The organism is Dyadobacter sp. BE31, from assembly GCF_031457695.1.
GTDB lineage: Bacteria > Bacteroidota > Bacteroidia > Cytophagales > Spirosomataceae > Dyadobacter.
In genome coordinates, this window is the sequence record NZ_JAVDXA010000003.1 from 275624 (window position 1) to 295138 (window position 19515).

The window sequence follows — 19515 nt, forward strand, 5'->3', positions numbered from 1 at the left end:
CACCAACTCAACCTACACACTATAATATGCAACCATCCTCAGACGCAGAGAAAACCTGCATCCTTGCACTCATGCACACGCCCGGAATCGGGGCTGTGACGATCCGCCAGCTCATCAGTTACTGTGGCAGCGCTTCCCAGGTTTTTCAGGCGGATTACAAAAAGCTCATCAAAATCCCGGGGATCGGCGACAAAATCGTGAAGGCGGTTTTGGCAAAAAACGCGCTGGAACTGGCGGAAAGAGAGCTCGCGCAATGCCGGAAAACCGGAACGCAACTACTTTTTTTCAATGAGCCGGAATACCCCGCGCGCCTGCGGCCGCTTTACGACGCGCCCATTGCCTTGTATGCCAAAGGCAATACTGACTTTAACTGGCCGCGTACGGTGGGGATCGTGGGCACGCGGAATATTAGTGACTACGGCAAGGCCGTGACGGAAAATATCATTCGGGAGCTGGTACCCTATCAGCCGCTTGTGGTCAGCGGGCTGGCCTATGGTGTGGATATCACTGCACACCGGCATTGCCTGCGCAACAACCTGGCTACACTGGGGGTTATGGCGAGCGGGCTGGATGTGATCTACCCGGCCGTGCATCAGCGTACCGCTTTTGAAATGCAGGACAATGGCGGGATCGTCACGGAAAGTGCATTGGGGACCAAGCCGGATTTTATGAGATTTCCCGCCCGGAACCGAATTATTGCGGGGCTCAGTGATGTTACCATAGTAGTGGAATCGGGGCGGACGGGCGGGAGCCTTATCACCGTTGAATTTGCACAGAACTACCACCGGGAGGTGTTCGCAGTGCCGGGCGCTATCCATGAACCGCAATCAGAGGGCTGTAACTTCCTGATCCGCGATCATAAGGCTTCGATTTTTACATCGGTGGCGGATATGGCGGCGGCCCTGGGTTGGGGCGAGGGAATGCCGGACGTCGCGCAGGCGGGTGCTTGTGACCAGGCGGTATTAACTTTCGAGGGTTTTACCCAGGACGAGGGCCAGGTGCTTTCGCTGTTAAAGCAACGGGGAGCGATGCAAATCGACGAGCTCGCGTGGCAATCGGGGATTCATTTAAACCGCCTGGCTACGTTGCTGCTGAACCTCGAATTCCAGGGGATGGTCCGGTCGATGCCGGGCAAGAAATACGGGTTGATTTAAATGCATGGATAAGAGTATCATTCAGTTAATTAAGGAAGGGGAGGGGCTCACCATTGAGTTCAAGAGGACAATAGACAGTCCCTTTAAAATTGCCAAAACCATTGTTTCTTTCGCCAATACCTCCGGGGGCAATCTGCTGATTGGCGTGGCCGATCATGGCGCCATTATGGGCGTGCAATCGGAACTGCGGGAGTTGCAAAAGCTTGAAAAGGCGCTCGTGAAGCTGATCGAACCAGAGCTGGTGGTCCAGATCAAGACCGAGAATCTGGACAGCAAGAAGGTATTACGGGTGACCGTTAATGAAAGCGAAGACAAGCCGCATCACGCATTGAATGAGAAGGGCGAACGCATTATTTACATTCGTGTGAAGGATAAAAGCATGCCTATTCCGAGACTGTTGCTTTACAATGGGGCCGATACTGAAACGGAGAAGCTTCTGGCAACGCGCCACGTAAAGACATTGATCACCTACCTGAAAGAAACGGACTCGGTCACGGCCAAGGTGTTTTCCAAAATCATCAATATCTCCGAAAAAAGAGCTGAACGGATGTTGCAGGACCTGGCAGCGCGCCAGATTTTGCTTAAACTATCCAGAGGAAAGCCTGAAAGTTTTAGTTTGAAATGGCACGAATGAAAAACGCGGCTGGCATCCGTAGCTCCGGTCGCCAGCCGCGTTCGGACGAATGGGTTGATTAGTTGATACCTACCAATTCCAGTTCAAAAATAAGATCCTGACCTGCCAACGGGTGGTTAGCATCCAGTACCACGTAAGTTTCAGTTACTTCTCTTACAACAACCGGGATAACCTGGCCGCCGTCCTGATGCATATTCAGTGTACCGCCGATTTCCAGAGGAATATCAGCCGGGATCTGCGCGCGGTCGAATTGGATGATCATTTCATCATTTACCGGGCCATATGCTTCTGCGTTCGGGATATGGATGGTCTTTTTTGCGCCGATTTCCATGCCCGTCACACCATCGTCAAATCCTTTGATCACCTGTCCGCTTCCCAATGTGAAGCTCAAAGGCTCACGTCCTTCGGAGGAATCAAAAAGTTGTCCGTCCGGCAGGGTACCTTTGTAATGTACCTGCACTTTGTCACCAGCCTTTGCCTGACTCATAATTCTATATTTAGATGGTTTGAAAAAGCATTCGTGAATATTTTCTTCACGAATGGATGAGAATGAAAATTAGTATGCCCGGGCAAATACCACACGCCCTTTCGACGGCTTACCCGAGTAAATGCAAACGCCCTCTTCCGCTTCCTGGTTGAGAGGAATACAGCGGATGGTCGCTTTCGTTTCTTCCTTGATCTTCTCTTCGGTCTCGGAAGTGCCGTCCCAGTGAGCGAGGATAAACCCGCCTTTGGTATCGAGGATATTGTTGAATTCTTCGAAAGAATCTACTTTATGGGTATTCTCTTCGCGGAATGTAAGTGCTTTCTTGTAGATAGACTCCTGAATGTCGTCGAGCAGATTTTGCACATAAGCTGCAATCCCTTCCACCGAAACCGTTTCCTTGGTTTTTGTATCGCGGCGGGCTACTTCTACTGTACCGTTTTCGAGGTCGCGGCCGCCCATCGCCAACCGCACGGGAACGCCTTTCAATTCATATTCAGCAAATTTGAAACCTGGCTTCGCATTATCGCTGCTGTCGTATTTGACACTGATACCCAGCTTTTTCAAATCCTTGGTGATTTCCGCTACCTTTTCAGAAATCTGCGCAAGCTGCTCGTCATTACGATAAATAGGAACGATCACCACCTGGATAGGTGCCAGTTTGGGAGGTAATACAAGGCCGGCGTCGTCGGAATGCGCCATGATGAGCGCACCCATCAGGCGCGTACTTACGCCCCATGACGTTCCCCAAACGTAATCCAGCTTGCCTTCCTTATCCTGGAATTTTACGTCGAATGCATTCGCGAAGTTCTGGCCCAGGAAGTGGGAAGTACCGGCTTGCAATGCTTTTCCGTCCTGCATCATCGCTTCGATACAATAGGTATCTTCCGCACCCGCGAAACGTTCGTTAGCTGTTTTCACCCCTTTGATAACGGGTACTGCCATCCATTCCTCGGCAAACTGCGCGTATACTTCCAGCATTTGTTTGGTTTCGGCTACCGCTTCCTGCGCTGTTGCGTGCGCCGTGTGGCCTTCCTGCCAGAGGAACTCAGCTGTACGAAGGAACAGGCGCGTACGCATTTCCCAACGCACTACGTTTGCCCATTGGTTGATGAGCAGCGGAAGATCACGGTAGGACTGGATCCAGTTCTTATAAGTGCTCCAGATGACCGTTTCCGAAGTCGGGCGCACGATCAGTTCTTCTTCCAGTTTCGCCTCCGGGTCAACGACCACGCCCTTGCCGTTTGGGTCGTTTTTGAGGCGGTAATGTGTCACAACGGCGCATTCCTTCGCAAATCCTTCCACGTGTGAAGCCTCCTTGCTCAGGTACGATTTCGGGATGAAAAGCGGGAAATAGGCATTGGTATGGCCTGTTTCTTTGAACATGTCATCCAGCGCTCGCTGCATTTTTTCCCAGATAGAGTATCCGTACGGTTTGATCACCATACAACCTCTTACCGGTGAGTTTTCGGCCAGGTCGGCGCGTTTCACTAATTCATTGTACCATTCGGAGTAGTTTTCACTTCGTGTTGGCAAGGCTTTACTCATTACTTTGTATTATTTTGGAATTGAAATGGAGTATTACGTTAATCCAGGCCTGTTTTTCAAGGGAGTTGCAAAGATAGTTTTTTATGTTAACTTTGGAATTAATGTATAGTTACGGACGTTTACTTCATAGGGAGAATGCGTTTTTATACCTATATTAGCAACAAACTTTTAATCCTTAAAAGCCATGAGTATGTTCAATAAAGCAAAATATTTGTCTTTGCTGGTGCTGTTGGGAGCTTGGGGATGTACTTCAAATCAGTATGCATCACGCTCGGGTGGTGGCTATGACGATCTCTACGGGGGAAACTCCGGCGGAGGCCTCGCATTGGCAGACCGGGGAGGTGATCAGGAAGTATCCCGTTCGGGCAATCCGGACTATACCTACACAGGTAACAATTCCGAAAACGGCACAGCAGACTATTACGACGAAAATTATCTTTCATCCAGAGCCGTAAAACGTCAGGTTTCGACAGATGTAGGCTATAATGCCGGCTTTGTCGACGGCTACAATGCAGCGAATTTTAATAGCCCTTATTACGGTGGTTTAGGCTCGTACTGGCCTGGCAGCTATGCAGGCCTGTCGCTCAACTTCGGTTACGGCGGTTTCAGAATGCGTCCTTCTTTCGGGTTCGGCTTCGGATCGATGATGGGATATTCTCCATGGGGTTATTCGCCATGGGGCTACGGAAGCATGCTGAGCTATGGTTATGATCCGTTTTACAGCCCGTGGGGGTATAGTCCATGGGGTTATAATAGCATGTACGGCTGGGGTGGAGGCTACTACGATGGCTTCTACGGTGGTTACGGCTATTCACCATGGGCTTACAGCCGTCCGGTGATCGTGATCAACAATTCGGACAGAGGTTATACCAGAACTTACGGCCCGCGCGTAGTGGATGCAAGCAGGAACCGCAGCAGCGAGCGTTACAACTCTAACTTTGTAAACTCCTCACGTAACCGTTCTGAAACTGCTACAAGAGGAAGTCGCGATGGTGGCCGGGTGATCTCGGGCGATACATATTCATCACCAAGATCTGGCCGCGGTAATGCAGTGGCAAATGGCGGAAGAACCAGCGGTGAATCCTCCTACGGTTCACGTGTGGTGGATGCCGGCGGCGGTAACGTGTATTACTCACGTCCGCGTTCGGCCAATTCGAGCAACTACTCTTCCGAAAGTGGAAACAACAATGGCGCAAGCTACTATTCGTCTCCGCGTTCTTCGAGAGGTTCTTCTTCCTCGTCTTACAGCGCACCAACATACAGTACGCCAACGAGAACTCAAGACTACGGAACGCCTAGCAGAAGCTATTCGAACCAGAGAAGCGAATCATACAGCGCACCGACCAGGACTTATAGCCAGCCGTCGTATAGCGCCCCTTCAAGAAGTTACAGCGCCCCATCCAGCGGTGGCGGCGGTGGCGGCGGAAGTTCAAGCCGCTCTTCGAGAGGTCCAAGATAATTTACAACTATCCTGAAAAAGAGATAGTCATGTCAAACCCTGCAAGATGTCATAATTTTGCAGGGTTTTCGTTTAAATTGTATTGAAATAAGTATCAACCGCCATGTCGAAAACATCCTCAGGAATTGCGCTCCTCTTTTCGCTGCTCACTTCATCAGCGACATTCGCACAATACGCTACCGACGCACTTCGCTATTCAGAAATCAACCAGAACGGATCCGCACGCTTTCAGGCGCTGGGCGGAAACCATGCTGCCATTGGCGCTGACGCCAGCTCTATTTACGGAAACCCGGCAGGCTTGGGATTCTATAATCGTTCGGAATTTACGTTGAGTCCGGCCGTGACGATTGCCGGCACGAAAGCTAACTACCTCGGCAACGAAGACAAGCAAAGCAGTAGTCTGTTTAATATTCCGCAGGCTTCGGTCGTGTTTGCGAGCCAGCCGGGATTTCAGCGGAAATGGAAGCGGTCGTCATTCGGGGTTTCTTTTTCCCGCCAGCAATCATTCCAGAACGGTTACCTGTATGGCGGCCGCAACAACAACAGCGCCTATATTGATAATGTATTGGAGACGGTCAACAACGCGAACCCTCCCTACACTATCAAGGAACTGGAAGACGGTCTGAAAAACGACGCCGCGGGCAATCCGATCGCCAATTCGATTCCGGTAGCCTACTACCAGATGTACCTGATCAACCCTACAACTGCTTCCGGACCTCCGTTTGCTGCGATCGACGGGCAAAGCGTGGTGGATCAGTCGGGTGACTTTACTTCCAAAGGAGCCACATCGCAATGGACATTCGCTTACGCGGGCAACCTGGACGATAAATTTTACCTAGGGGGAAATATCGGGTTCAGCAGGATTAAATATGACTATTCTTCACGGTTTAGCGATGACTATATCAACAGTCCTTCACTGACCTACATTGATCAGTTTGAGGATTTTACAGTTCGTGGTAACGGGTTCAATGCCTCGCTGGGTGCTATTTACAAGTTCAATCCGATGTTCCAGATCGGTGGAACGCTGATCAGCCCGACCATCAGCGCGATTAAGGAAACTTACAGCCAAAGCGTAGCTGCGGGCTTCGTGGGCGGGAAGGTGAAAGATGGCAATGGAAACCTAATTACACCACCATACAGCTCACTTCCCATTGCAGCAAATGATTTTGAATACACACTAATTGGTCCGATGCGTGGTAATTTGGGAGGTACGGTGTTTTTTCAAAACAAGGGGTTCCTGACCGCTACAATTGAATATGTGGGTTATAGCGGCATGCGGGCAACGACGAGCTTTCTGGATGCCGACGGTAACCGCACCTTCAAGAATGATACGAAGGCGGAAATCAAAGACACGTTCCGTAATACCGTCAATTTCCGATTGGGCGGGGAGGTTAGGGCTAATATTTTCCGTGCGCGCATAGGTGGCGCTTACATTGCAGATCCTTATCTTGACCGGACGGACGGCATCGATCGAAGCAAGCTATTGTTTTCGGCGGGTGTCGGCGTGCGCACCGATCGCTTTTTTGTGGATTTGACCGGAACATTTACCACTTACAAATCTGCTTATACACCTTATTATCTGAACAACCCGAACAACTATGCATCAGTAGAGATCACCAACAGGCCGGTTAATGTGATGTTGACAGGCGGAGTATTTTTCTGATACTGTTTTTGGCTCGGTTATAACTGAAAAAACCTGCTTAGCGCAGGTTTTTTCAGTTATAACAAAGGCGTAAGCACTTCCAGTAAGTGACTGACGTCTATTTCGCCCCTTAGTGTAAAATCTGCTTGTGTGTAATAGGGCAGCCTGTCGGTAATGCGGTTTTGCAGCGTGTCGACCAGCGAGGTGGCGCCGGAGAGAATAGGGCGGTCGTCTTTGCCGTGGTTTTCGATCCTTCTTGCAAGGTCTTCGGCCGGGACATCCAGGAAAATGCTGACGCCCATTTTTTTAATCACCTCCATATTGTCGAAAAAACAGGGCGTGCCGCCGCCTGAGGCGAGTACAATACCTTTTTGTGTGGAGGTTTCCTTCAAAATCCGGCTTTCGACTTCCCGGAAATAGGTTTCCCCTTGCTGCGAAAAAATGGCGGAAATCTCCATGCCCTGGTCTTTCTCGATCAGCTTGTCAAGGTCTACGAACTGGTAATTCAATGCACGCGCAAGTTTTTTGCCGAGCGTAGTTTTGCCGGAAGACATCATCCCGACGAGTATTACATTCTTCATTTAATATTGGGTGTCAGTCACATTATTTGACAAGGCTCAACACTTCTTCGGCAGTCGGAGTGTCGTTGTAATGCCATTTGCCTTTCACAATGCCGTCTTTCAAAAGCCACAGGCCGGGGTTGGAGCGCGAAATGGTTTTCAAAACTGTCGCGTCTACATAATAGTACGGCGCAGTGAGCTGGTGCTGCGAGAGGAAGTTCTCGATATCGGCGCTGTTTCCGGAAGTGAGGATGACCGGCTCCACGCCTTTGTTTTTCACAGCATTGATCAGCTTATTGATATCCGGCAATGCGGCGGTATTAATGTCTGTAAGGCTTTTAATGATCAGGAATAGCTTTTTGCCCTGGAAAGTTCCTTCCGTGAAATCACCCGCATCATTCCAGACCTTGTAATCCGTGATTTTCGGTTTCGCGTCCTCATTCAGCACCACCATTTCTTTGAATTTCAGCGTAGTATCACTCGGATATTGCTCATATTCCAGTGTTTTGCCGTCCTTTTCAAATATATACTGATATCGCAGGGGCTCGGAAGGCTTCATTTGCGCGGGAATGCTCGCGCCTACACGATAAGGCAACAGATCAATGATCGGTAAATGGCGAAGTGAGTAAATGGCCACACCGAGAGAAACCAGTGTCGAAATAACAACAACAATACCGGTAGGGTAGGATTTGAACTTCTTTCGGTAATATACGATCACCAGGATTAGCACCAGTAGGAATATATCCTTACCAAACGAGGTCCACGGCGTGAGCTTAATCGCCGCGCCGAAGCAGCCGCAATCGGTCACTTTGTTGAAATAGGCCGAATAGAATGTCAGGAATGTAAAGAAAACGATGATCGCCAGCAGCAGCCAGGATATGGTTTTCGGCTTGTAAGCAACCAGTAATGCGATGCCCAGAACAACCTCCGCTGTGCACAGAAAAACCGAAAAATACAGCGCCAGCGGCACCAGAGCCATAAAGAAATCATGCAATGCAGGAAGATCGGTCGCGAAGACCTCGAAATATTCTTCCAGCTTGTACTGTGTCCCGATCGGGTCGTTCAGCTTGATGATTCCGGAGAAAATGAACAATAATCCTACTACGACTCGTGAGATCTGGGCAAAGATTTTCATTGCAAACTGGACGGCGGTTTGGGTGTGTCTTTGTTAGTTGGTCTGTAAGGCATTCGATTTAATCAGACAGAACACCGAATAGTTGATAATATCCTGGTATCCGGCTTTTACGCCTTCGGAAACGAGTGTAAGGCCTTGATTGTCTTCGATTTGCTTGATCCTTAGCAGTTTCATGAGAATGATGTCTGTCATGGAGCTTACACGCATGTCGCGCCACGCCTCGCCATAGTCATGGTTTTTATTAAACAACAATTCCTTCACTTCGTTCACCTGAGAATTGTAAAGAATTGTTAATGCTGAATCGTCGATGTTCTGACTTTGCTCTGTGGCGGCGATCTGGATCAGCGCCATCACGCAATAATTGATGATTCCGATGAATTCGGACGACACGTCCTCATTGACTTTCTGTACACCCTTGTCCTGGATGGTGCGGATGCGCTGGGCCTTGATGAAGATCTGATCGGTAATCGAAGGGAGCCGAAGGATACGCCAGGATGTTCCGTAGTCCTTGTTTTTTTTTGTAAAAAGATCTTGGCAATACTGAATGATTTCCTGATATTCCGATTCTGTGGATTTCACTGTTTCAAATGAGTTAGAGACTTTCAGACGGTAGGAAGAGAATGCTTTGATATTCATTCCTTTGCCTGTTTTTGAAAAGAATTTATGTTGCAAGTTAGTAAAAAAACGCTCAATATCCGGGGCACGCTGCTCGATCTGTCTACGCCCGCGGTAATGGGGATTATCAATATCACGCCCGACTCTTTTTACTCAGGAAGCCGGGTCGCTGCGACGGAAGAGATCGTCGAAAAGGCCGGTCAGATGCTGTCGGAAGGCGCTGGTATGATCGATATCGGCGGTTACTCCACACGTCCGGGCGCACGGGAGGTGAGCGCAGAGGAGGAGGGCGACCGCATCGAATCCGCCGTGGAGCCATTAGCTAAATTTTTCCCCAACCTGATCATTTCTGTCGATACCTTTCGGGCCGAAGTAGCCGAAAGGGGCATTCGCAAAGGCGCACATATTATAAATGATGTCGCCGGCGGAACGCTCGACGACGCCATGTTCGAGACCGTCGCCCGACTGCGCGTGCCGTACATATTAATGCACATGCGCGGGACACCGCAAACGATGAACAGTCTGACCGACTACGAACGCCTCGTGCCGGATATTCTCACAGATTTAAGGCAGAAAGTCGCCGTGTTGCAAAGCAAGGGAGTCGCCGACCTGATCATCGATCCGGGGTTCGGATTTGCGAAGACCATCGCGCAGAATTTTGAGCTGATGCGCGAGCTGAAACAGTTCCAGTTGCTAGGGTACCCGGTGCTGGTGGGCATTTCGCGCAAGACGACAATCTACAAAACCTTGCATATTTCGCCCGAAGAAGCGTTAAATGGTACAACGGTGCTCAACACGCTGGCATTGGAGCGCGGAGCGTCGATCCTGCGTGTGCACGATGTGAAACCTGCCGTGGAAGCGGTAAAACTGTGGATGGCCGCAGGTAACTATCCGAATTAAAATAGTAATTTAGTCGCTGTAAAATATCACCTTTCGTATGCGTGTGGGTTTTCTGAACATCAATTGGGCTGATATCCTGGATGTTTTTTTAGTGTCCATTCTTCTTTATCAGGTATATACCCTAGTTCGGGGAAGTATTGCAAGCAGGGTTTTTCTCGGGTATTTGTTCGTTTACGTCTTCTATCTGGTGGTCAAAGGGCTTGGTTTGGGGTTGCTTACAGCTATCCTGCAATACTTCATGGGTGTCGGTGCTGTGGCGTTGATCGTGATTTTCCAGCAGGAGATCCGGCGTTTTCTGCTCATTATCGGCAAATCGACGATTTATACCAACAATGGTTTCCTCAAAAAGATTATCGGCAATTCGATGCGCGACTTTAAGGTGAAAAACCTGAAAGAGGTGATCGACGCGAGTAAAACCATCGCCGCAAACTTTACGGGAGCATTGATCGTGCTCAACAAGCGCGATGATCTGGGTAAATATGTGGAAACCGGTGAAATGCTGGATGCGCGCGTTTCCAAGCCGTTGCTGGTGTCGCTTTTCAATCAATACAGCGAGCTGCATGATGGCGCGGTAATCATCGTGGACGGCGTGCTAAAAGCGGCACGATGTGTGTTGCCCGTTGCGGACGGCGTGGATGTGCCTTCATCATTGGGCTTCCGCCACCGGGCGGCCATGGGTATGAGCGAGGCTACGGACGCGATCGTGATCGTGATTTCGGAACAGACCGGTAAAATATCGTTAGCCGTTGAAGGCGAGCTGCACAGCAATATCCCCTACAACGAGCTGGAATCGCGGATCGAAGAGTACCTGGCCTCGGACGTGCAGCGCATGCCGAAGTAGGTTTATTTTAATTAAAATATATTTTGGAAGGAAATTTGGCGTTTTGGGAAGCAATTTCTATTTTTGCAGACCGAAATGAGAAATAGAAAAATATTCATTACCAATGGCAAATCATAAATCAGCTTTAAAAAGAATCCGCGCCAACGAAACTAAGCGTTTGCGTAATCGTTACCAGCACAAGACTACCCGTTCATACATCAAGAAATTGCGTGAGACGACTGATAAGGCAGTAGCTGTTGAAGTTTACAAAACTGTATCTTCAATGTTGGATCGTTTGGCAAAGAAAAATATCATCCACAAGAAGAAAGCTTCCAATCAGAAGTCTAAACTGGCGAAATTCGTCAACGGACTTGCTGTTGCAGCGTAATTTTTACTTCCTGTGACCCGAAACCCCGGCAAATGCTTGCCGGGGTTTTTCTTTTTATTGTATATTGCGCATTCTGAAAAGAACCTTGCACGGGTATAAACACTCCTGCAAGGTTCTTTTGGTGTAAGCTCAAATTGTTCAAACCACCTAAAACTTAAATTCTTTTCCATGAAGAAAGTTGCATTATTTGCTGGTTTGGCTGCGTTGGGAAGCATCCCTGCGATAGCCCAATCACCCATCACCTTCAATGCCCGTGGTCTGGTTGTAGTGTCCGATGCCGATCTGGCAGCTTCCGCATTGGTTGATGGTAAGCTATTAAGAGACAACACATCAAAAGACCAGCTTACTACCATCAAATTCCCAATAGAACGGGGTAGTAAAGGCCTGGGAAGTGCGCTGGTGTCGAATTCAGCGCTGGGATACTCCAAAACGCTGGCCGTGTCGCCGACCGGGACGCTTGCATTTGTACTGGAAAACCGGATCAGACCGGAGGATGGTGTAGGGGAATACAAAGACATTTCAAAGGAATTTCCGGTCGGAGAGAAGCTGTTTGTAGTTGATATCAGCAATCTGGCGGCGCCGAAAGCCAAGTTTGGCTTTCCTGTTGGTAAAAAGCCGACTTCGATCGACGTCAACAAGAACGAGCTGATTCTTGCGACTAACGATACCGGCAAGGAACTCGTGTTCATTGAGGCCGGCCCGGACGGCAAGCCGGCGCGTTTTTTGAACCTGCCATCCGCATTGGACAGCACTAACCGCATTGTAGACATTTCGTGGCACCCGTCCGGCGATTTCATCGCGTTCAGCCTTGATAATTCCAATGAAGTAGGTTTGTACAAAGTGATCCGCGAGGCCGGAAAGCTCAAAAATGTGGAAATGGTAGGAAAGCCTGTGAAAGTGGGCGTAGATCCTACTTTCGGTAGATTTACGGCTGATGGCAAACATTACCTCGTTCTCGACGCCAAAGGCCCGCAGGGCAAAGGTGCTGGCGAAGGCGAGGTATTTGTGGTCGACTTCTCGATGGACGGTGCGGTTGAGCACAAAGTGGCAGGCCAGGCGCCGGTTGGTTTGAATACCGGCTCGTTCGCGTTGAGCCCTGATGGTACGTTGCTCGTGACGGCCAACGCAGGCAAGAGCGGCTCGCCGTGGGCAGAAGCAGGGGCGGGCTCAGGCGCGTCGCTATCATTATATAAGGTAGCCAACACCGGCGCACTGACCAAAGTTACGGACTATCCATTCGACGGCATCTATCCTCAGAGCGTAGCCTTCGATAAAGACGGCTCGAATCTGGCGGTTTCCGTGTTTGAATACCTCGAATACGGCAGCGGCAATGGCGGTGTGGAATTTTGGTCGGTGACCAAGGGCGATACCCCGGCGTTGAAAAAGCAGGGGGCGAAAGTCAGCGTGGCCAAGGGTGCGCACACCTTGCGTGTGATCCCCTGATTGTGCGAAATCTCAAATTTTAATAGGCAGGCCGGTTTGTTACCGGCCTGTTTTGTTTGCATTTAGTTTGCCCAAGGATGCTAAATCGGCCTGATTTTCGTAATTTTGCGGTCTCATTCATAAATAATCAATTTACAGATGATTACGGTTCAGAACGTATCGCTGCGATACGGTAAAAGGGTATTGTTCGACGAAGTAAATATAAAGTTTGTCCCTGGTAACTGCTATGGCGTGATCGGCGCTAACGGAGCCGGGAAATCCACTTTTTTGAAGATTCTTTCAGGCGAAATTGAGCCGCAAACGGGTAATGTAAGCATGAACCCGGGCGAGCGCATGACGTTCCTGAAACAGGACCAGTTCGAGTTCGATGCGTACACTGTGATGGACACGGTAATCCTCGGCCACGAGCGTCTTTATAAAGTAATGAAGGAGCGTGAAGCCATTTACGCGAAAGAGGATTTTACAGACGAAGACGGTGAGAAAGCCGCCGACCTGGAAGCAGAATTTGCGGATTTGAACGGTTGGGAAGCTGAAACCGAAGCCGCGCAGCTTTTGAGCGGTCTCGGTTTAGGCGAAGAGCTGCACCATTCACTAATGGGCGATTTGAATGCGAACGATAAAGTACGCGTCCTGCTCGCACAAGCGCTTTTCGGTAATCCTGATGTGCTCCTGCTCGATGAGCCTACCAACAACCTTGACGTTGAAACGGTATTGTGGCTCGAAAACTTCCTCGCAGATTTCAAAAATACGGTGATCGTGGTTTCTCACGACCGTCACTTCCTCGATGAAGTTTGTACGCATGTGGTGGACATCGATTTCAGCAAAGTTCAGTTGTTCTCCGGTAACTATTCATTCTGGTACCAGTCCAGCCAGCTGGCATTGAAGCAGCGCCAGGATGCCAACAAGAAGGCGGAAGACAAGCGCAAGGAATTGGAAGATTTCATCCGCCGTTTTAGCGCGAATGCTTCGAAATCAAAACAAGCTACTTCCCGCGCCAAATTGCTCGAAAAACTGACTGTTGATGATATTAAGCCATCTTCCCGGAAGTATCCCTACATCGCATTCAAATCCGAGCGTGAGGTGGGTGACCAGATTTTGCGCGTAGAGGGCCTTTCTAAAACTGCCGAGGATGGTACCAAGCTGTTCGACAACATTAGCTTCACCGTCAATAAAGGTGATAAAATCGCATTCGTGAGCCGGAATGTGCTGGCGATCAGCGCATTGTTTGATATTGTAAGTGAAGTGGATAAGGCCGATAAAGGTGATTTCACCTGGGGCGTTACCATTACGAAATCTTATTTCCCGAAAGACCCGGGACAGTTCTTCGATGTGGATTTGAACCTGGTTGACTGGCTGCGCCAATATTCCGATGAGAAGGACGAAAGCTTTATCCGCGGTTTCCTGGGCCGTATGCTTTTCTCCGGTGAAGAGTCGTTGAAAAAGGCGAAAGTGCTTTCGGGAGGTGAAAAAGTACGCTGTATGCTCTCACGCACGATGCTCTCGGGCGCCAATGCACTCGTGCTCGATGACCCTACCAACCACCTCGACCTCGAATCGATCACCGCACTAAACAACGGCCTGATCGATTTCACAGGATGCTTGTTGTTCTATTCCCACGACCACCAGTTCGTGGAAACCGTAGCGAACCGCATTATCGAGATCGGACCAAAAGGAATCCTCGACAAGTTGATGACGTACGACGAGTTCCTGACCGACGAGACAGTGAAGCAGCAGCGTCAGAAACTGTATTGATTTTCGGTTAAATCATTAAAAAGAGAGCCCCGTTTCGGTTTTGAAACGGGGCTCTCTTTTTACATAGGGTATGTGGTGAACCTAAAAGATTGAGAGCTGCTTCTCCGTTTTTTGGGTCAAAACCGCGTAGGAACTCGGCTTGATACCCCGCAGATAAGGTACCATGCTGAGGATCGCAAACTTGATTTTTGTGATGTAGTAGGCGGAGTTTTTCTTTTTAAACATGAGCTGCAACACTTCATCGTCATACAGGTAGTTGATATCCCTGATCACTTCAAAGTTTTCGGACTTCAATAAAAACCTGAACAGTGACGGCGTGTAAATGTTAATGTGGCCGTAAGAGAGAAAGTGGTCCAATTTCCTGTCCACGTAAAAGGAGAAGTCTATCGGTACCTCAAAAATCTGGTGCTTCGATACCCGCTTAATTTCTCTCAACAGTATCCGCTCGTGCTCCACATGCTCCAATACGTGGGAGCAGATGACCAGGTCAAAATGATTGTCAGGATAGGGAATTTTGTATCCGTCAAAGAGGAGAATACTTTTGAGGTTCTTGATATTCTTGGATTTGATCAGCTCAATGCCGCTTTCGGAAATTTCAATGCAATTCAGATCGTCGCAAAAATTCCATTGGGATAGCCAGCTTAGAATGCTTCCCTCACCAGCGCCTACTTCCAGCACATTTTTGAACCGGATCGATTTGGAGAGCTCCACGATGTTAAGCGCTTTGTAACGAGCCCCTGTGTTACGCCATTTTACGGAATTTTCATCATATTGGTTTGAATATGAATCCTTTATATTATCGGATAATTGCATGTGGCCGAATGCGGATTTTGTTTTAAAGTGTGCAAAATAAATGAATCGAATCCAGAAGTTTTCTAGTCATTAGCTACTAAAATCTTAAATACTTCGGAGCCGACAGTGAGAAAGTAGATTCCGTCCTGTAATGATTCAGTTGATATCTCCTTTTCCGGAAGCACGGAAGATGCCATGACCGTAACGCCTTGCCCGTTTTTAATGCTATACGGCTGGTTCTGATTTTGAGCACGGATAGTCAGATGGCCGCGAGAGGGGTTCGGATATACCGCGACAACCTGCTCCTTGCTCTGTACAACGATTATTTTAGAATAGGTGGAAGTTCCATCCCAGTCAATCTGTTTGAGGCGGTAGTAAGTTAATGAATGCGGAGCCGGGTCGGTAAATGAATAGTTTAATGCTTGCCAGCTATCCGTATTACCCTCCACAAAGCCAATTTTTTGGAACAACTTGCTATTTGAACTCTTTTCTATCTCAAAGCCTTTGTTGTTGATTTCAGAGGCTGTTACCCATTTGAGTACATTCCCCTCTATTTTACTTTCACCTGAAAAACTAACCAGCTCGACGGGTAATGTAGCGCATTCGGTTGCTAATTCACCTAAGGAATTACAGCCCGGTGCATTTGAAGTCACGTTGAAAGGTGTTGAATTTGCTTTCAGGATTAAGCAAATGGGGCGGATTGCGCATTCGGATAGGTTCGTGTTGTTCTGAATCTGGACTTGCCCCGCCCGTTCGAGGCTGTCCAGGCCGGTTAGCGATGTAAGGGCATTGTTATTGGTGATGTTTAAATAGTCACCGATGCTTTTTAGTCTGCTGAGGCCCTGCAAATTAGTCAGCAGCGGATTGTAGCCAATGTAGAGATAGCCTGTTGTATTTGTCAGTGAGTTCAGACCGTCGAGGTTCGGTAACTTGTCATTCAAGGCTATCGAAATTGAGCTGGCGGTGGTGATGTTACGAAGACCTGATAAACTTTCCAACTTTGGATTAGCACCCACTGATAAGAAATAGGTGACGGAAGTGATTTTATTAAATACTTCAACACTTGTTAGGACCGGATTATAAACGACCCTGAGATAACTCCCTACATATGAAAGGGATTGTAAGCCCGAGAGATCTGTAAGCGATTGATTCCCATCTATATCAATCCCATCGTAAATGTTGGTGAGGGCACCGAGTCCGTCAACATTTGAAAGGAGGGAGTTGTTATTGATCGTAAGACGACCATTTATGTCCGTCAACGCGCCCAACCCATTCATGTTTGGAAGTGTTGGATTGTTAACTATCGTCACATCGCCAATAACACGGGTTATATTAGAGAGTCCGTTCAAATTTGTAATGTCGGCGCCAGTAATCGTCACACTTCCTAAAATTGTCTTGCACCCGGGATTTTGAATCTTGAAATTATCAAGCTGTTGCTGGCTTGTGAAATCGGAGACGTCGCAGGATTGAGCATTGGCGTATTGAGAAAAAAAGCAAATTGAAATTAGCAGATAAAGTTTTTTCATTTAGTGGGTCGGCGATGTGTAAGTTAATTGATTGCTAAACTAGTAACTTTAAGATACCATCTTGCGACCAGCGCCTAAAATAATATTAGAAAGGCCACTAATTTGCCTGCTGAGATAAATCGGGCTTATAACAAAACAGCCCCGCTTCAATAGAAACGGGGCTGTTTTGTTTGGTATGAAAACAAAGTGCTTAATCGTAGCTCAAACCATATTGCTTCAACACATCTTCGGGAACACCTTCCCAGACATTCGGCGTGTTGCCTTTGTAGCCAAGATCAGCGATACCGATTTTGGAAGTGTAAAAGCCGGAAGCTGTCAGGTTGCGCATCATATTGAAGAATGCAACACCCTGGCTGTGGATTGGCTTCGCTTTTTGAGGATAGGCGATATCGTCGATGATCTGGATCTGCTGCGCCTTGGTGGCTAATGTAAATCCTTTGCCGAAACGGCTGATCGACTCTCTTTCGAGCCATCTCAAACCTCCGCGCAATGGCGTCTGATGTTGCGGCATGTCTTTCACGATGAAGTCGATAAACTCCACCACACCTGCCTGGGACGCGCTGGCCGAAGTGGCGTCGGCCGGAATGATAATGTCCACCAAAACTTTGATCGTCGCTAGTTCGGCCATTGTCAGAAATTTCTCTTTCGCAATTTTGGCATCGCGAATGGCCTCCTCCTTTGTTCTTCCTCCCGGAATTTTAAGCGGGGTTTCCGGCGGGGTTTGCGTTTCGAGGTCCCGCTGTTCGGCAAGGGCCACCTGGGGGCTCAATGCGGCTAACCCCAACGAGCTCAGGGTTAATGACTTTAATGAATCTCTGCGTTTCATATGCTTATGATTTGAACAGGGTTCAAATGTTAGATATTTTTCTGTTTAACCTGATTGATAATGTACTCCGAAGCACGCATCGAGAGCGCGAGAATCGTCCAGGTCGGGTTTTTATCAGCCTGCGACACGAACGAACCACCGTCGACTACAAATACGTTTTTAGCGTCGTGAGCCTGTGAGAACTTGTTCAACGCCGACGTTTTCGGATCGTCACCCATACGCACGGTTCCTACTTCGTGGATGATCCGTCCTGGAGCCGCCAGCCCGTAGTTGGTATCCGCGCCCGGCTTGGTACCGTTCGCTACACCTCCCAGTGCATGGATGATCTCTTCGAAAGTATCATGCATGTGTTTCGCCTGTTTGATTTCGTAATCGGACCATTTGTAATGGAAACGCAGTACCGGAATACCGAATTTATCCACCACATTCGGGTCGATTTCGCAGTAGTTGTTATAATCGGGCACCGCTTCACCGCGTCCTGCCATACCGATGTTTGCACCATAGAAACGGCGGTAATCCTCTTTCAGTGACGCACCGTAACCTCCCGCCTCTTTCATCACACCCGCTTTGGTCGGATACTTACCATTCAGGTTTTCGATACCTGAACCGAACCCGTAGCTCGGCATTCCCATCCCGCCGCCGTACTCGATGTGGTAACCACGCGGGAAGTCGAGTTTTTTGTTGTCGAGCCACCAAGGAGTGTACACGTGCATACCGCCTACACCGTCCTCGTTGTAACGCTTGCGGTCCATCAGGTGGGGTAGGAATGCGCCGCGTGAAGCACCCGTTGAGTCGTGGAGGTAACGACCTACCACGCCGCTGGAATTCGCCAGACCATTCTGGTGACGGGCCGATTTCGAGTTCAGCAACAAGCGTGAAGATTCTGCGGCCGAAGCGGCGAGTACCACCACTTTCGCTTTGATGGTATGCTCGGTGAGTTTCTCACGGTCAATGTACGAAACGCCGGTTGCCAGTCCTGTTGAAGGGTCGGTCAACACCTCGCGGCACATCGCATTGTTGATCAAGGTTACGTTACCGGTTTTAATCGCAGGAATACACAATACCGACGATGATGAGAAATCCGCATAGGCCTGGCACGCGCGTGAGCACTGGCTGCAATAGAAACAAACGCCGCGCTGGTCATTGATAGGCTTGGTAAGGATCGAAAGACGTGACGGGATCACAGGAATGTTCGCCTTTTTACCTGCCTGTTTGAGGAAAAGCTCGTGCAGGCGTGGCTTCGGCGGAGGAAGGAAAATGCCGTCCGGTTCGTTATCAAGGCCCTCTACGGTCCCGAAAACGCCGATCAGCTTGTCTACCTGATCATAATAAGGTTTTACATCGTCGTAGCTGATCGGCCAGTCGTCGCCAAGGCCGTCGATGCTCTTACGTTTGAAGTCTTTCGGGCCGAAACGAAGGGAAATACGTCCCCAGTGGTTGGTACGGCCTCCGAGCATACGGGACCTGAACCAGTCAAATTGCGTTCCGTTTTTGTGTGTATAGGGTTCTCCCTCGATTTCCCATCCACCCCAGGCTGCATCGAAATCACCGAAAGGGCGGTGGGTACTTGCGCCACGACGTGGCGATTCGTAAGGCCATTTCAGCTGAGTAATGTATTTTGGATCGGCAGGGTCGAAATACCCACCTGCTTCCAAAAGAGCCACCTTGGCACCCGCTTTGGCAAGTTGATAAGCTGCCATTCCGCCTCCCGCACCCGAGCCGATGATCGCGACGTCGAAAACGGTAGGTTGTTCTTTGATTTGAAACATAGTAAAGGGTTGTTTAGATAGTACTATTTAACCAATAAATATAAACACGTATCAGGTAACGCAGCGCC

At 49.0% G+C, this 19515-nt stretch carries 18 protein-coding genes; 9 read left to right on the top strand and 9 right to left on the bottom strand.

What is annotated here, in order from left to right; translation table 11 throughout:
• Nucleotides 1-26 precede the first annotated feature (26 nt).
• The gene (dprA, locus tag J2Y43_RS16865) at nucleotides 27-1154 is read left to right on the top strand and encodes a DNA-processing protein DprA (protein WP_309984759.1); all 1128 of its coding nucleotides are present in this window, start codon (nucleotides 27-29) and stop codon (nucleotides 1152-1154) included.
• A 4-nt stretch (nucleotides 1155-1158) separates the two neighbouring features.
• Entirely contained in the window at nucleotides 1159-1788 is a 630-nt protein-coding gene (locus tag J2Y43_RS16870) for an ATP-binding protein (RefSeq protein WP_309984761.1), read from the top strand.
• A gap of 58 nt (nucleotides 1789-1846) precedes the next feature.
• On the opposite strand, the gene J2Y43_RS16875 is transcribed toward J2Y43_RS16870, so the two are convergent.
• Nucleotides 1847-2275: a peptidylprolyl isomerase gene (locus J2Y43_RS16875; RefSeq protein WP_309984764.1), complete on the bottom strand. Its 429-nt coding sequence runs from the start codon at nucleotides 2273-2275 to the stop codon at nucleotides 1847-1849.
• Nucleotides 2276-2344: 69 nt separating this feature from the next.
• A complete protein-coding gene (gene proS, locus J2Y43_RS16880) occupies nucleotides 2345-3820 on the bottom strand; it encodes a proline--tRNA ligase (protein ID WP_309984766.1) in 1476 nt (491 codons plus the stop codon).
• Nucleotides 3821-4010: 190 nt separating this feature from the next.
• Here proS and J2Y43_RS16885 point away from each other — a divergent pair, with 190 nt between their 5' ends.
• On the top strand, nucleotides 4011-5279 hold the full coding sequence (locus J2Y43_RS16885; RefSeq protein ID WP_309984768.1) for a hypothetical protein: 1269 nt from the start codon (nucleotides 4011-4013) through the stop codon (nucleotides 5277-5279).
• Nucleotides 5280-5382: 103 nt separating this feature from the next.
• Nucleotides 5383-6942: a hypothetical protein gene (locus J2Y43_RS16890; protein WP_309984770.1), complete on the top strand. Its 1560-nt coding sequence runs from the start codon at nucleotides 5383-5385 to the stop codon at nucleotides 6940-6942.
• Between the two features lie 56 nt (nucleotides 6943-6998).
• Here the strand turns inward: J2Y43_RS16890 and J2Y43_RS16895 are convergent, their stop codons facing one another.
• From J2Y43_RS16895 to J2Y43_RS16905, 3 genes are read right to left on the bottom strand one after another with little or no spacing between them, the layout of a single operon-like run.
• A complete protein-coding gene (locus J2Y43_RS16895; protein WP_309984772.1) occupies nucleotides 6999-7502 on the bottom strand; it encodes a shikimate kinase in 504 nt (167 codons plus the stop codon).
• A gap of 22 nt (nucleotides 7503-7524) precedes the next feature.
• On the bottom strand, nucleotides 7525-8616 hold the full coding sequence (locus J2Y43_RS16900) for a BT_3928 family protein (RefSeq protein ID WP_309984774.1): 1092 nt from the start codon (nucleotides 8614-8616) through the stop codon (nucleotides 7525-7527).
• A gap of 33 nt (nucleotides 8617-8649) precedes the next feature.
• A complete protein-coding gene (locus J2Y43_RS16905; RefSeq protein ID WP_409014438.1) occupies nucleotides 8650-9252 on the bottom strand; it encodes a DUF1599 domain-containing protein in 603 nt (200 codons plus the stop codon).
• Between the two features lie 27 nt (nucleotides 9253-9279).
• On the opposite strand from J2Y43_RS16905, the gene folP reads away from it, so the two are divergent.
• From folP to J2Y43_RS16930, 5 genes are all read left to right on the top strand, one after another.
• On the top strand, nucleotides 9280-10131 hold the full coding sequence (gene folP / locus J2Y43_RS16910) for a dihydropteroate synthase (RefSeq protein ID WP_309984776.1): 852 nt from the start codon (nucleotides 9280-9282) through the stop codon (nucleotides 10129-10131).
• A 37-nt stretch (nucleotides 10132-10168) separates the two neighbouring features.
• Nucleotides 10169-10972: a diadenylate cyclase CdaA gene (gene cdaA / locus J2Y43_RS16915; RefSeq protein ID WP_223404235.1), complete on the top strand. Its 804-nt coding sequence runs from the start codon at nucleotides 10169-10171 to the stop codon at nucleotides 10970-10972.
• 103 nt (nucleotides 10973-11075) lie between these two features.
• A complete protein-coding gene (rpsT, locus tag J2Y43_RS16920; RefSeq protein ID WP_019944067.1) occupies nucleotides 11076-11339 on the top strand; it encodes a 30S ribosomal protein S20 in 264 nt (87 codons plus the stop codon).
• Between the two features lie 168 nt (nucleotides 11340-11507).
• Nucleotides 11508-12782, top strand: a complete 1275-nt coding sequence (locus tag J2Y43_RS16925; RefSeq protein ID WP_309984781.1) for a WD40 repeat domain-containing protein — start codon at nucleotides 11508-11510, stop codon at nucleotides 12780-12782.
• A 138-nt stretch (nucleotides 12783-12920) separates the two neighbouring features.
• On the top strand, nucleotides 12921-14534 hold the full coding sequence (locus J2Y43_RS16930) for an ABC-F family ATP-binding cassette domain-containing protein (protein WP_106595128.1): 1614 nt from the start codon (nucleotides 12921-12923) through the stop codon (nucleotides 14532-14534).
• A gap of 81 nt (nucleotides 14535-14615) precedes the next feature.
• Here the strand turns inward: J2Y43_RS16930 and J2Y43_RS16935 are convergent, their stop codons facing one another.
• The 4 genes from J2Y43_RS16935 to J2Y43_RS16950 form a co-directional block, all read right to left on the bottom strand.
• Nucleotides 14616-15347, bottom strand: coding sequence for a methyltransferase domain-containing protein (locus tag J2Y43_RS16935; protein WP_309984783.1), 732 nt, complete (start codon nucleotides 15345-15347; stop codon nucleotides 14616-14618).
• Between the two features lie 62 nt (nucleotides 15348-15409).
• Entirely contained in the window at nucleotides 15410-16852 is a 1443-nt protein-coding gene (locus tag J2Y43_RS16940; RefSeq protein WP_309984786.1) for a T9SS type A sorting domain-containing protein, read from the bottom strand.
• A gap of 190 nt (nucleotides 16853-17042) precedes the next feature.
• A complete protein-coding gene (locus J2Y43_RS16945; protein WP_309984788.1) occupies nucleotides 17043-17678 on the bottom strand; it encodes a gluconate 2-dehydrogenase subunit 3 family protein in 636 nt (211 codons plus the stop codon).
• 29 nt (nucleotides 17679-17707) lie between these two features.
• Entirely contained in the window at nucleotides 17708-19447 is a 1740-nt protein-coding gene (locus tag J2Y43_RS16950) for a GMC family oxidoreductase (protein WP_309984790.1), read from the bottom strand.
• Between the last annotated feature and the right edge of the window lie 68 nt (nucleotides 19448-19515).

Bases quoted from the DNA above. Each gene is read 5' to 3' on its own strand.
- J2Y43_RS16870 (WP_309984761.1), top strand. From the start codon at position 1,159: ATGGATAAGAGTATCATTCAGTTAATTAAGGAAGGGGAGGGGCTCACC.
- J2Y43_RS16930 (WP_106595128.1), top strand. From the start codon at position 12,921: ATGATTACGGTTCAGAACGTATCGCTGCGATACGGTAAAAGGGTATTG.
- J2Y43_RS16900 (WP_309984774.1), bottom strand. From the start codon at position 8,616: ATGAAAATCTTTGCCCAGATCTCACGAGTCGTAGTAGGATTATTGTTC.
- rpsT (WP_019944067.1), top strand. From the start codon at position 11,076: ATGGCAAATCATAAATCAGCTTTAAAAAGAATCCGCGCCAACGAAACT.
- J2Y43_RS16945 (WP_309984788.1), bottom strand. From the start codon at position 17,678: ATGAAACGCAGAGATTCATTAAAGTCATTAACCCTGAGCTCGTTGGGG.
- proS (WP_309984766.1), bottom strand. From the start codon at position 3,820: ATGAGTAAAGCCTTGCCAACACGAAGTGAAAACTACTCCGAATGGTAC.
- J2Y43_RS16905 (WP_409014438.1), bottom strand. From the start codon at position 9,252: ATGAATATCAAAGCATTCTCTTCCTACCGTCTGAAAGTCTCTAACTCA.
- J2Y43_RS16925 (WP_309984781.1), top strand. From the start codon at position 11,508: ATGAAGAAAGTTGCATTATTTGCTGGTTTGGCTGCGTTGGGAAGCATC.
- folP (WP_309984776.1), top strand. From the start codon at position 9,280: ATGTTGCAAGTTAGTAAAAAAACGCTCAATATCCGGGGCACGCTGCTC.
- J2Y43_RS16890 (WP_309984770.1), top strand. From the start codon at position 5,383: ATGTCGAAAACATCCTCAGGAATTGCGCTCCTCTTTTCGCTGCTCACT.
- J2Y43_RS16895 (WP_309984772.1), bottom strand. From the start codon at position 7,502: ATGAAGAATGTAATACTCGTCGGGATGATGTCTTCCGGCAAAACTACG.
- J2Y43_RS16875 (WP_309984764.1), bottom strand. From the start codon at position 2,275: ATGAGTCAGGCAAAGGCTGGTGACAAAGTGCAGGTACATTACAAAGGT.
- J2Y43_RS16940 (WP_309984786.1), bottom strand. From the start codon at position 16,852: ATGAAAAAACTTTATCTGCTAATTTCAATTTGCTTTTTTTCTCAATAC.
- J2Y43_RS16885 (WP_309984768.1), top strand. From the start codon at position 4,011: ATGTTCAATAAAGCAAAATATTTGTCTTTGCTGGTGCTGTTGGGAGCT.
- J2Y43_RS16950 (WP_309984790.1), bottom strand. From the start codon at position 19,447: ATGTTTCAAATCAAAGAACAACCTACCGTTTTCGACGTCGCGATCATC.
- dprA (WP_309984759.1), top strand. From the start codon at position 27: ATGCAACCATCCTCAGACGCAGAGAAAACCTGCATCCTTGCACTCATG.
- J2Y43_RS16935 (WP_309984783.1), bottom strand. From the start codon at position 15,347: ATGCAATTATCCGATAATATAAAGGATTCATATTCAAACCAATATGAT.
- cdaA (WP_223404235.1), top strand. From the start codon at position 10,169: ATGCGTGTGGGTTTTCTGAACATCAATTGGGCTGATATCCTGGATGTT.